Raw genomic sequence first — 12,654 nt, forward strand, 5'->3', positions numbered from 1 at the left:
CGCCTTCTCTTTAGATACCACTGCGTTTCGACAGTCCGCCTTCGGCGGCGAAACCCTATTGTCGCAGAAGCGTGCGGGCCTTGACGAAGAAGTCCTCGATCTCGCTTTCGAGATGGTTGGCCCGCCCCTGAAGCCTTTCGGCGGCCGTCTGCAAAGCCTTCGATGCCGTACCGGTTTCCTCGACCGAGCGGGTAACGACGGCGATGTTGCCCGACACCGTGTCGGTTCCGGTGCGCGCCAGCACCATGCTCTCGGAAATCCCCTGCGTCGCCTCCGTCTGCGCGTGAACGGCGGTGGCAATGGCGTCGGAAATGCCGGCGATCTCGCCGATGATCGACGACACGCCCCCGATGGCGGAGACCGCCCGTTCGGTTTCGCCGCGGATCAGGGCAATCTGCTCCTCGATACGGTCGGTCGCCTGGGCGGACTGGCTGGCGAGTGCCTTCACCTCTGCGGCGACGACGGCGAACCCTTTGCCGGCCTCACCGGCACGAGCCGCCTCGATGGTCGCGTTGAGAGCCAGCAGGTTGGTCTGCTCAGCAATCGCGCGGATCAGCTCGACGATCTCGCCGATCGCCGCGGCGGCCCGCTCGAGACCCTCGACGGTTTCCTGAGAGGCCCGCGATTCCATGACCGCCCGATCGCTGATCTGCTTGGCTGTCAGGACCTGTCCTCCGACCTCTTCGACCGCCCCGGACAACCGCATGACCGCCTCGGCAGCGGCGGATACCTCACGGTTCATGATATCCGCCTGCTGGCCGATCTCCGCGGTCTTGGCGCCGCTGGCGTGCGTCGCCGACGCCATCTGGTCGGCCGTGGCCCCCATTTCCTGAGTCGAACCGCGAACCTCGCGCATCAGGTCGGACAGTTCCTTTTCGAAGTGGTCGGTCACCTGCTCGAAATGGCCGAACTTCTCGCCCATCGATTTGGTCGCCGCGTTCATCACCTCGGCGGCATGACGGAACGAGCCAGACAGGCCACGCCGCAAGACCCGGCGGAAGAAGCGGCCGTCACGCACATGGGCGAGCGAGGCCGTCGACTCGCGGGCGAAGGCATCGACGATGTCGAGCTGGTGATTGATGGCACGCATCAGCCGGCCAAGGCTGTCGCGCTCGCCTTCGCGGATGCCGATGATCCGCGCCTCGAGATCCCCGCGCGCGGCGCGCTCGCAGACGCCAGCGACCATTTCGAGACGCCGTCCAAGATGGCTCAGCCGACCAAGCAGAAGAACCATAACGATGACCAGCGCCGCGGCGAGCGCAACGGTCACGATCGGGCCGAACCAGGCAGCCGCAACGATTGCAATCGACAGGACGGCCGCCGTGAGCGCCAATAGCCGCGCGCTAGAGAGAGAAGACGAACTCGTCATACGGCATGCCTTTTTCTTTAAGCTGGGCTTGGAGCAGCCCGACGGAAGCCTCCAGGCCAAGGGCTCGGCTTTCGTGCCGGTTCTCCTCGGCCTTCAGGTCGGCGTAGACCCCGGAGATGATCGGAAGCACACTGCGGTCCGGCGTGCGCCGGCTCGAGTGGTAGCCGATGATCGAGCCATCCGGTCCGAAGCTCGGCGTGACATGGGCAAACACCCAGTAATGGTCGCCATCCATCGCCAGGTTGACGACATAGGCGAAGATCTCCTTGCCGGACTGGAGAGTTTCCCAGAGCAGCCAGAAGATCGCACGCGGCATATCCGGATGGCGGATGACGGAATGCGGCGCGCCTAGTGCCTCCTCCTCGGTCATCGCGGACAGGCGAAGAAATACGTCGTTGGCGTAGGTGATGCGACCCTTCAGGTCGGTCTTGGTGACGATCAGTTCGTCTTCGAGAAAAGTCCGCTCGCGTCCGGTTGGAGCAACGGTGCGGGCAAGCTTGCGGCTTGACGCACGAGGGTTCTCACCCCGGCGAGCCGCAGGAGTCCGTTGAAGCATTTCTGTCGGTCGCTCCCCCAAAAGGGATGGTATCGGCGCAGCGAGACATTTCGTTGCGAATAGGGCCGACCCTAGAAGTGCGCATCTTAACGAATGATGAAATGAGTGCGGCGCGAATATTCCGAAAACGGCTTATAAACCAATGGTTTATAAGCCGACATCACATACATTCCGCGTTGCGCTCCACCGCTCGCGGATTGCGATGCCAACCGGCTACGGGCCGTGGCAACTACCGGATAATCGGCTACCACGGCCAGCGCCTTCATCTCACACAATCAGCTCGTAGGCCGGCAGCGTCAGAAACTCGGCGAACGTGTCCGCGGTCGACATGTCGCGAAACAGGACGATCGCCTCCGGGAAGCGGCCCGCGTCATAGACGGCGGCGGTGAGTTCCTCGCGAACGCCGGCCATCTCGTCGTCGAGCGTTGTCAGGAACAGTTCCCTGGTAACGGTCCGTCCGTCCTCGAGCGCCGCGTTGTGACGGAGCTGCTGCCAGATCTGGGCGCGGCTGATCTCGGCCGTCGCCGCATCTTCCATGAGGTTGTAGAGCGGCACGGCACCGCGCCCGCGAAGCCACGCCTCGATGTACTGGACGCCGACGCGGATGTTTTCGCGCAGGCCCGCTTCGGTGCGCGTGCCCTCGTGGATTTCCAGCAGCTCGGCCTGGCCGATCGCTACGTCCTCGCGCTTGTTGTCGAGCTGGTTCTGGCCCGGCATCAGCCGGTCGAACACCTCCATCGCGACCGGCACCAGGTCGGGATGGGCGACCCAGGTTCCGTCATGACCGTCTCCGGCTTCGCGTTCCTTGTCCGCCTTCACCTTGGCGAGCGCGATCTCGTTGGCTTTCGGATCGCGCCGGTTGGGGATCTGCGCGGCCATTCCGCCCATGGCGAAGGCGCCGCGGCGATGGCAGGTCTTGATCAAGAGCAGCGAATAGGCCCGCAGGAAGGCCTTGCCCATCACCACCTGACCGCGGTCCGGCAGCAGAAAGGCCGGGTTGTTCCGGAGCCGCTTGATGAAGGAGAAGATGTAGTCCCATCGGCCGCAATTGAGGCCGACAATATGATCCTTCAGCTCCCAGAGGATCTCGTCCATCTCGAAAGCGGCCGGCAACGTCTCGATCAGGATCGTCGCCTTGATCGTTCCGTGCGGGAGACCGAGGGCATCCTGCGTATGAACGAAGACATCGTTCCACAGCCGCGCCTCGAGATGGCTTTCCAGCTTGGGTAGATAGAAATAGGGCCCGGCGCCAGCGGCGAGCGCCTTCTTGGCGCTGTGAACCATGTAGAGCCCGAAGTCGAACAGGGCGCCGGACACCGGCTCGCCATCGACCAGCACATGGTCCTCTGGCAGGTGCCAGCCACGGGGGCGCACCAGCAGAGCGGCCGGGTCGGCCCCCAGCTTGTATTCCTTACCGCTGTCGGGATCGACGAAATCGATCTTACCGTCCCATCGGTCCTTCAGGTTGATCTGGCCTTCCACCTGGTTATCCCAGGTCGGCGCCGTCGCGTCCTCGAAGTCGGCCATGAAAACCTTGGCGCCGGAATTCAGCGCGTTGATCACCATCTTGCGGTCGACGGGACCGGTGATCTCGACACGGCGATCGAGCAGCGGCTCCGGGATCCGGGCGACGGTCCAGTCGCTCTCACGGACGTGACGGGTCTCCTCCAGGAAATCCGGCAGTTCCCCGGCGTCGAACCGCTTCTGGCGCTCCAGGCGCATCTTCAGAAGACGGCGACGCTGCTCGTCGAAGCGACGGTGCAGGTCGGCGACGAAGGCAAGCGCCTCGTCGTTCAAGACCTCGTCGTAGCGCTCCTTCAAAGCGCCGCGAATTTCCACGCCGGCCACGTGTGCGGTTGCGCCCATAACGCCGCTCCTCATTGCATTTGCCCGTTTGCGTTTTCGTGCTGGTGCCAGGCAGTTTCACATATGGCGCGGCGCGGTGAAACAATCGTCGCAAACCGGCTCTTTTTCCAAATTGGAAATAATCCTGTCTCGCCTTCTCCATTCAGGCAATCCAAGTAGCGGGTGCCCGCCGACGCGACGAAAATCCCGAAAAAACGGGCGTTTCGTAACCAAACCACAAGAGTTCACCGTTTACCCATGCAACTTCATGGGAGAAATGCAGAACACCTTCGGGGCAACAATGATCATCAAAACCATCGCAATCGGGGCCGCGGCCTTGCTGACGTCTGTCGGCATAGGCGCCACGCAAGTCGTGCCGAGCCCGACGACTTCACTGATCGACGAACGCGTGATCGCCGACATCCGGGATTTCCTGGACGCGCCGGTGGTCTGGCGTTCGGTCACGGCACGCAACAAGGTCACCGCCGGCCTCTCCGACGCCGACATCGACACGCTCGACAAGCAGTGGCGGGCCGAGCGCGAGGTCGCCGACCAGCCGATCATCGCCAGCGTGCTGACCAGCCCGCTCTCGAGCTATCTGACACGCATCCAGGCCGGCAACCTCGGCCTGTACAGCGAAATCTTCGTCATGGACGCGGCCGGGCTGAACGTCGGTCAAAGCGCCACGACGTCGGACTACTGGCAGGGCGACGAAGCCAAGTTCCAGAAAACCTATCCCGTCGGGCCGGAGGCGATCTTCGTCGACGAGGCCGAATTCAACGACAAGACCGGCACCTGGCGCGCGCAGGTCAATGTGACGATCGTCGATCCGGACGGACGGTCCATCGGCGCGGCGACGGTTGAAATCAATCTCACGGAACTGCAGCGCCGCCGGCTGCTGGGCCTCAATTCCTGATCCGGAGTTCGACCATGACAATCGCCAAGAAACTCGTCGTCAGCTTCGGTGTCATCGTTTTCCTGAACATCCTCGTCGGCGTCCTGATCTGGACGGCCGGCAACCGCATCAGCAACGCCAACACCGAGGCAGCCCGGGTCGCGAGCATCGCCGGGGCGATCGCCGGCATCTCCACCTCCTTCGAGGCCGAGCAAGGAACGATCCGCGGCTTCGTGATGTCGGGTGACCGCTCCTTCCTCGACTCCGCCAATGCGGCGCAGCAGCGCCGCGCCGAAGCCACGGCGCTGGCCCGTGACGTCGTCACCCCCGGCTCGGAGCTTGCGGCCGAACTCGACGGCGTTTTCGGCCAGATGTCGAAATGGGGCAGCGAGATCCGCGATCCGCAGATCGCGCTCATGCGGCACCCGCTCACCGTGGACGAAGCCCGGCTCTACGAGGCCTCGGGGCAGAACGAGGCCCAGATCGGTGTCATCCGGGCCGGCCTTCTGAACGCCACGCGCATCGCGGAACAGATGACAGCGGCGGGTACCGCGACGGTTGCCGCCGCGGTGGGCCTGACGCGAACCGTCATCCTGCTGGGCGTGGCGGCGGTCGTCGCCGCGGCGATCGGACTGGGCATCTGGGTGCAGCGCACCGTGACCCGCCCGGTGCTGACGCTGACCGCGCAGATGAGCGAACTGGCCAATGGCGACACCGCCCTCGCGGTTCAGGGCGTCGACCGCAGCGACGAGATCGGCGCCATGGCGAAGACCGTCGAGGTGTTCCGCGCCAACGCCATCGAACGGGCCCGACTCGAGCAGAAAGCAGCCGGCGAGCAGGAGCGGGACGCCGAGCGTCGGCGCCGGGTCGAGAGCCTCATCAACGGCTTCCGAAGCGACGTGACCGAAGCCCTGCAAGCGGTCTCGGCGAACATGGGCCAGATGCGCGAGACGGCGCAGGTTCTCACCGGGATCGCCGGCAGCACCGCCGGTCGCGCGTCAAGCGTTTCGTCGGCATCCGCCGAGGCATCCTCCAACGTGCAGACCGTGGCCGCCGCGGCCGAGGAACTCGCCAGCTCGATCACCGAGATCGGGCGTCAGATCAGCGAGACCAACTCGACCGTGCATCAGGCGACCGAGGCGGCACGCCGGTCGAACGACCAGATATCCGGCCTCGCATCGGCGGCACAGCGCATCGGCGACGTGGTCGGCCTGATCTCCGACATCGCCGAGCAGACCAACCTGCTGGCCCTGAACGCCACGATCGAGGCGGCCCGCGCAGGCGAGGCCGGCCGCGGCTTCGCCGTGGTCGCCAGCGAGGTCAAGACGCTGGCCGGCCAGACCGCGAAGGCGACGGAGGACATCTCCGAGCAGATCACGGCGATCCAGCAATCGACCGGGGACGCCGTCACGGCGATCCAGGCGATCGCCAAGACGATCGAGGAGGTGAACGACCACGCCTCCGCCATCGCCGCGGCAATCGAAGAGCAAGGCTCGGCGACGGCGGAAATCAGCCGCAACGTGGCCGTCGCGGCATCGGGAACGCAGGCGGTCGTGGAGAATGTCGCCGGCCTGGATGCCGCCGCGGGGGAGACCTCGCAGTCGGCCGCGCAGGTCGAGACCGTCACCTCTTCGGCCGTCGCGGAGACCGAACGGCTGCGCCAGTCGATCGACCGGTTCCTGGCCGACGTCGCCGCCGCCTGACGTCCGCGACAACGCAATCCATCGAGGCGGGCCGCCCCATGCGGGCGGCCCGCCTTGCTTCCACCATACCCGATCGACGGATCGCCCTCGGCGGCCGGCACCCGGGTTTCGGCGCATTGGAACCAAATTAACTTCGTTGCCCTAGAAGCCACTCTCGGCGCAGTCGTGCCGCTGAGGACCCACGGAATGATCATCGATCTGCGGGACTATTCGTCCCACGAGCCGGTTGCCGGCTCGGTCTGCGTCGCTGGGGCCGGACCGGCCGGCATCGCGCTGGCGCTCGAACTGGCCGGCAAGGGCATCGATGTCGTCCTGCTGGAATCCGGCGGCCATGGCTACGAGTCCGACACCCAGGCCCTTTACGAAGGAGACGTGGTGGGCGACGCGAACACGGACGTCGCCTCCTCGCGCCTGCGCGAATTCGGCGGCACGTCCGGCCATTGGACCGGGCTGTGCGCACCGCTCGACCCGATCGACTTCGAAGCGCGCCCCGGCGTCCCCCATTCCGGCTGGCCGATCTCGCGGACCGATCTCGATCCCTACTACGCCAGAGCACAGCCCTATCTTCAGCTCGGTCCCTTCGACTACACGTTCGCCGACTGGGAGCCCCAGTTCGATGCACCGGCGCTGCCGCTCGATCCGGCAATGGTCGGTGATGCCGTCTATCAGCAAAGCCCGCCGACCCGGTTCGCGGAAACCTACTGGGATCCGATCGCGGAGAACCCGCGTATCCGCTGCTTCCTGCACGCCAATCTCATCGACATCGCGTTGACGGACGACGCGGTCGACCATTGCGAATTCTCGACGCTGGAGGGCCGCACGCTGCGCGTTCGCGCCGAGACCTATGTCATCGCCTGCGGCGGCATCGAGAACGCCCGCATCCTCCTGAATTGCGACAAGCAGCGGGCCGGCGGCATCGGCAACGAGAACGACCTCGTCGGCCGTTACTTCATGGACCATCTCAACTGCGAGATCGGTACGGTCCTGTTCGCCGACGAGACCATCGATCTTTCGCTCTACAGCGAGGTGGTCGAAGCCGACGGTACGGCGATGCAGGTCGGGCTGAAACTGCCGTTCGACATCATGCGTCGCGAGCAGCTGCTGAACAACACCGCCTTCCTGGTACCGCAATACGAAAACACCACGTTCAGCAACGACTTCCGCGGACACGGCTGGGTTTCGTTCTCCGCGATCGTCAAGGCCTTCGCGCACGGGCAAAGGCCCGACCGATTCGCCGAAAACTACTGCAACGCCGTCGAGGACGCCGACACCATCGCGGTCGGCGTCTATCGCCATGTGATGCGCCCGTTCGCCGCCAAGGGCCGGGCACTGGCCGCCAAGCTGCGGCAGGACGCCGAGCAGTCGCCCAATCCGGCGAGCCGCGTCTATCTGGTCGAGGACACCGATCCGTTCGGCTGGCGGCGGATCGCTCTCGACTGGCAAATCGCGCCGTCCGACCTGCTCAGCCTGCGCCGGACCCATGAACTGATCGGGGCCGCGATCGGCGCGGCCGGCCTCGGACGGGTCAATGTCGGCATCACCGAACCGCCGGATCTGGATGTCGTCTTCACCGGTTACCATCACATCGGCACGACGCGAATGAGCGACGACCCCAGGACGGGCGTCGTCGACAGGAATTGCCGCGTCCATTCGGTGAAGAACCTGTACATGGCCGGCAGCTCGGTCTTCACGACCGCGGGTACGGCCAACCCGACACTCACGATCGTCGCACTCGCCGCGCGTCTCGCCGACCACCTGGCAGGCATAGTCCCGGTCACGGCCAAAGGCGCGCGATCGATCGGAAAGAGCTGAGCATGGGCAAGATCACACGCAGACTGGCAATCGGGTTCGCAGGCATCGTCGGTGTCGGCGCCGCGGCCTATGGCGGGTCACTGTTCGCCTGCCGGTTCGTGCCGCGCAAACACCCCGACTTCTTCGCACTGCTCGATACCGTCCCAGGCGACGCGGCCGCACGCCGCATCGGCCGGGCCCTCGTCGCCGCCGGGCGCGCGCCGGCAGACTTCGACCGCCTCGCCGCCCTCGTCTCGCAGCGACCACTGATCCGAACCGCTCTGTCGACAAACTGTCCGACCACGCGGAAGCGGCTCGTTCAGGACCAGTGCGGCGCCGACTTCGCCGAAGGCCGCATGGTCAGCGTCGACGGCTGGATCCTGTCGGAAACAGAAGCCAACCTGTGCGCGGCGGCGTGGCTCGCCGAGAGCGAGACGGTCTAAGCGGCCGGGTTGCCGACCCGTCCGGCGAGAGCCTCCGGCATCGCTCCGCCATAGGCCCAATCGAGCAGCTCCACGGTGTGGACGACGGGCAGGCCCGTGCCGCTGCCGATCTGCGTCATGCACCCGATATTGCCCGCGGCGATCAGGTCCGGCGCGGTGCTCTCGATGTTGCGCACCTTACGATCGCGCAGACGCTCGGCAAGCCTCGGCTGCAGGATGTTGTAGGTGCCCGCCGAGCCGCAGCAGATATGGCCTTCGGGCACGTCCTTGACGGTGAAGCCCGCCGCCTTCAGGAGCGCCTTCGGTTCCTCGCGGATCTGCTGGCCGTGCTGCATCGAGCAGGCCGAATGATAGGCGACCGTCAGGCCGGGGGCCTCGGACGGCGCGGGCAATTCGAGCGTCGCGAGATACTCGGTGATGTCCTTCGCCAGAGCCGACACCGTCGCCGCCTTGTCGGCATAGGTCGGGTCCTCGCGCAGCATGAAGCCGTAATCCTTGACCGTGGTGCCGCAGCCGGACGCGGTGATCAGGATGGCGTCGATGCCGTCGCCTTCGATCTCGGCGGTCCATGCGTCGACATTGGCCCGGGCGAAATCCAGCGCCGGCGCTTCCTTGCCCATGTGATGGACGAGAGCCCCGCAGCAGCCCTCCCCCTTCGGCAGCACGACCTCGACGTCGAGCCGGTTCAGAAGGCGGATGGTGGCCGCGTTGATGCCGGGATCGAGCACCGGCTGGGCGCAGCCGGAAAGCAGCGCGACGCGCCCGCGCCGCTTCCGCTTCGGCGCAAACACGGCCGGCCCCTCCATCTCGCCGCGAGACGGCAGGGCGGACGGGGCCAGCGACAGCATCGCGGCGACACGCTGCAGCCCGGGGGTCGCCTTGAACACCGGCAACATCAGTCGGCCGAGCAGCGCGCCACCGAGCGCCAGCCGGAAGCGGCCGGGATAGGGCAGGATCGCCGCCAGCAGCGACCGCATCGCCCGGTCGTGCCAGGGGCGCGTATAGGTGTCCTCGATATAGGCGCGGGCGTGGTCGACCAGATGCATGTAATGGACGCCGGAGGGACAGGTCGTCATGCACGACAGGCACGACAGGCAGCGGTCGACGTGACGCACGACCTCCGTCGAGGCCGGCTTGCCGCCCTCGAGCATGTCCTTGATCATGTAGATGCGCCCGCGCGGGCTATCGAGTTCGTCGCCGAGTTCGAGATAGGTCGGACAGGTGGCCGTGCAGAAGCCGCAATGGACGCAGGTTCGCAGGATCTTTTCCGACGACGCCATATGCGGATCGGCGAGCTGGGCCAGGGAGAAATTGGTCTGCATCGGCTCACACGCCCGCGTACATACGACCGGGATTGAGCACCCGGTCGGGATCGAAGGTTTCTTTCAGTTTTCGCGTCAACGCCATGACCGGTTCGGGCTGCGGCTCGAAGACGGCTATCGCAGCGCGGATTTCGTCGGGCGCACGCATGCAAGTGGCATGACCGCCGGCATCCGACAGGGCCGCGCGGATCGCGGCGGCGCCCGCGTCACCCTCGGCCGGCACGGCGACCCAGATCAGGCCGCCGCCCCAGTCGTAATACAGGCGCGCACCGGTCGCGGCGCGGATCGCGGCGGCAACCTCGGGGGCCTTGTTGGGCGTGGTCGAGACCTTCCAGACGGCCTCGTCGTCATGCGCGGCGAGCGGTTCCAGCTCGCCGATCGCGGCCCAGCGCGCCGCGCTGTCGGCCCCGCGCAGGATGTCGCAGCCGCCGAACCCGGCGAGCGCATCGCCGAGCGCCTTGCCGCGATAGGCCATCTGGGTCTCGAAGCCCTCCAGACGCAGGAGCGTGCGCGCCGGCGCGCCGGCGACGGCTGGCAGATGCGCCGCGCCGGTGACCTCCCACGGGCTGCCCAGCCCGGCCGAGAGACAGGCCACGGCCTGATGGTCGTCCAGTCCCTCGAAGACCAGCGTCGCCTCGGTCTCCGGCGCGGGCAGCGCCTTGAACGTCACTTCGGTGAGGACGCCCAGCGTGCCGAAGGCACCGCTCATGAGCTTGACCAGGTCCAGGCCGGTCACGTTCTTCATCACGCGGCCGCCGGACTTCACCGTCTCGCCGGCGCCGTTGACGAACCGCACGCCGATCAACGAGTCGCGCGCCGCCCCGGCATGGACGCGGCGCGGACCGGACAGGTTGCTCGCCACGACCGCGCCGATGGATGCCGTGTCGCGATCGCCGCCGTAGAGCCGGTGCAGACGCGGCGGGTCGAAGGGCAATCTCTGGCCCTGCTGCTTCAGCCTCGCCTCGATCTCGGCGAGCGGCGTGCCGGCTTTCGCCGCGATCACCAATTCGCTCGGCTCGTAGAGCGTGATGCCGGCGAGCTTGCCGAGCGACAGGGTGGCGGCGGCCTGTACGGGCCTGCCAAGCGCGCGCTTGCCGCCACCGCCGGCGATTTCCAGTGGCTCGGACCTGGCCCGGGCCGCGCGGACGATCTCCTCGACCGCCGCTTCGCTATCAGGTGTGTACTGCGACATGGCCGGGCTCAGGCCGCCTCGCTGGTCTTGAGCCGGACCGGTTCGGGCCGCCCGGCAAGCGGGAACACCTTGGCCGGATTGAGCAGCCATTGCGGGTCGAGCATGGTCTTGATGCGCATCTGCTGGTCGAGGTCGGTCGCGTTGAACTGGCTCGTCATCAGTTCCCTTTTCTCGATGCCGACGCCGTGCTCGCCGGTGAGGCAGCCGCCGACCTCGACGCAGAGTTCGAGGATGTCGGCGCCGCAGGCTTCGGCCTTTTCAAGCTGCTCGGGATCGTTGACGTCATACAAAACGAGGGGGTGCAGGTTGCCGTCGCCGGCATGGAAGATGTTGGCGACGCCGAGGCCGTAGCCTTCGCAGATCTCGGAGATCTTCACCAGCACCTCGGGCAGGCGCCCGGTCGGGATCGTGCCGTCCATGCACATATAGTCGGAGATGCGGCCCATGGCGCCGAAGGCCGATTTGCGGCCCTTCCAGATCGCCGCGCTCTCGGCCGGCGTCTTCGCCTCGCGCACATGCACCGCGCCGTTGTCCCTGGCCACGGCGACGATCTTGGCGAGCTGCTCGACGATTTCCTCCTCCGAGCCCTCGACCTCGATGATCAGCATCGCCTCGACGTCGAGCGGATAGCCGGCATGGGCGAAATCCTCGCAGATGCGGATCGCGGGCCTGTCCATGAACTCGATCACAACCGGCAGCATTCCCTGGCCGATGATATCGGACACGCAGGTGCCGGCATCGGTGTTCGAGCTGAAGCCGACGAGCACAGGGCGCGCGCCCTCCGCCTTGGGCAGGATGCGGAGCACGGCCTCGGTGACGATGCCGAGCTGACCTTCGGAGCCGGTCATCAGGCCGAGCAGGTCGTACCCGGGGCTGTCCATATGCGTGCCGCCGAGCTCGATCACGGTGCCGTCCATCAGGACGACGGTGAGGCCGAGCACATTGTTGGTGGTGACGCCGTATTTCAGGCAGTGGGCGCCCCCGGAATTCATCGCCACATTGCCGGCAATCGTGCAGGCAAGCTGGCTCGAGGGATCCGGAGCGTAGAAGAAGCCGAGATGGTCGACGGCGCCCGACACGGCGAGATTGGTGACGCCCGCCTCGACCCTGATCGCGCGGTTGGCGGTGTCGATGTCGAGCACCCGGCTCATGCGCGAGACGCCCACCACCACGGAATCGGCGAGCGGCAGGGCGCCGCCGGCCAGCGACGTGCCGGCACCGCGGCCGATCACCTTCACGCCCTCCTCGTTCAGGACCGCGAGAACCCGCGATACCTCGTCGGTCGTGGAGGGCAACGCCACGGCGAGCGGAATCTGCCGATAGGCCGTCAGGGCGTCGGTCTCGTAGGCGCGCAACTCGTCCTCGTCGGAGATCACCCAACGGGCACCGACGACCTCCCCGAGTCGCTCGACTATGCGCGCGCGCTTGGCCAGAATGCCAGCATCTACGGCCGGTAAAGCCAGGGAAGACATAGGGTTTCTCCTTCAAACCGCCCCTCGTTCCAGTGGCGGCCGGTTTTTTCCTTGATGCAGTTTGGC

At 66.3% G+C, this 12,654-nt stretch carries 10 protein-coding genes; 4 read left to right on the top strand and 6 right to left on the bottom strand.

What is annotated here, in order from left to right; genetic code table 11:
* Window positions 1-55: 55 nt before the first annotated feature.
* From MUB46_RS00965 to aceB, 3 genes are all read right to left on the bottom strand, one after another.
* Complete coding sequence (locus MUB46_RS00965; protein ID WP_261613987.1) at window positions 56-1,333, bottom strand: methyl-accepting chemotaxis protein; 1,278 nt, start codon at window positions 1,331-1,333, stop codon at window positions 56-58.
* Between the two features lie 10 nt (window positions 1,334-1,343).
* Window positions 1,344-1,925, bottom strand: a complete 582-nt coding sequence (locus MUB46_RS00970) for a PAS domain-containing protein (RefSeq protein ID WP_261613988.1) — start codon at window positions 1,923-1,925, stop codon at window positions 1,344-1,346.
* Between the two features lie 267 nt (window positions 1,926-2,192).
* A complete protein-coding gene (aceB, locus tag MUB46_RS00975; RefSeq protein WP_261613989.1) occupies window positions 2,193-3,791 on the bottom strand; it encodes a malate synthase A in 1,599 nt (532 codons plus the stop codon).
* 76 nt (window positions 3,792-3,867) lie between these two features.
* Here aceB and MUB46_RS00980 point away from each other — a divergent pair, with 76 nt between their 5' ends.
* From MUB46_RS00980 to MUB46_RS00995, 4 genes are all read left to right on the top strand, one after another.
* A complete protein-coding gene (locus tag MUB46_RS00980; protein ID WP_261613990.1) occupies window positions 3,868-4,686 on the top strand; it encodes a cache domain-containing protein in 819 nt (272 codons plus the stop codon).
* A 14-nt stretch (window positions 4,687-4,700) separates the two neighbouring features.
* Complete coding sequence (locus MUB46_RS00985) at window positions 4,701-6,368, top strand: methyl-accepting chemotaxis protein (RefSeq protein ID WP_261613991.1); 1,668 nt, start codon at window positions 4,701-4,703, stop codon at window positions 6,366-6,368.
* Window positions 6,369-6,554: 186 nt separating this feature from the next.
* A complete protein-coding gene (locus MUB46_RS00990; RefSeq protein ID WP_261613992.1) occupies window positions 6,555-8,180 on the top strand; it encodes a GMC oxidoreductase in 1,626 nt (541 codons plus the stop codon).
* Window positions 8,181-8,182: 2 nt separating this feature from the next.
* Window positions 8,183-8,602: a hypothetical protein gene (locus tag MUB46_RS00995; protein ID WP_261613993.1), complete on the top strand. Its 420-nt coding sequence runs from the start codon at window positions 8,183-8,185 to the stop codon at window positions 8,600-8,602.
* On the opposite strand, the gene glcF is transcribed toward MUB46_RS00995, so the two are convergent.
* Genes glcF through MUB46_RS01010 form a run of 3 tightly spaced genes read right to left on the bottom strand, consistent with a single transcriptional unit; the run spans window position 8,599 to window position 12,588 of the window.
* Window positions 8,599-9,924 (bottom strand): glycolate oxidase subunit GlcF, encoded by a 1,326-nt coding sequence (gene glcF / locus MUB46_RS01000; protein WP_261613994.1) that lies wholly within the window; start codon window positions 9,922-9,924, stop codon window positions 8,599-8,601. The two genes, MUB46_RS00995 and glcF, sit on opposite strands and share 4 nt — an antisense overlap.
* 4 nt (window positions 9,925-9,928) lie before the next feature.
* Window positions 9,929-11,116 (bottom strand): glycolate oxidase subunit GlcE, encoded by a 1,188-nt coding sequence (gene glcE / locus MUB46_RS01005; RefSeq protein WP_261613995.1) that lies wholly within the window; start codon window positions 11,114-11,116, stop codon window positions 9,929-9,931.
* An 8-nt stretch (window positions 11,117-11,124) separates the two neighbouring features.
* A complete protein-coding gene (locus MUB46_RS01010) occupies window positions 11,125-12,588 on the bottom strand; it encodes an FAD-linked oxidase C-terminal domain-containing protein (protein ID WP_261613996.1) in 1,464 nt (487 codons plus the stop codon).
* Window positions 12,589-12,654 lie beyond the last annotated feature (66 nt).

This window comes from Microbaculum marinisediminis, assembly GCF_025397915.1.
Classification (GTDB): domain Bacteria; phylum Pseudomonadota; class Alphaproteobacteria; order Rhizobiales; family Tepidamorphaceae; genus Microbaculum; species Microbaculum marinisediminis.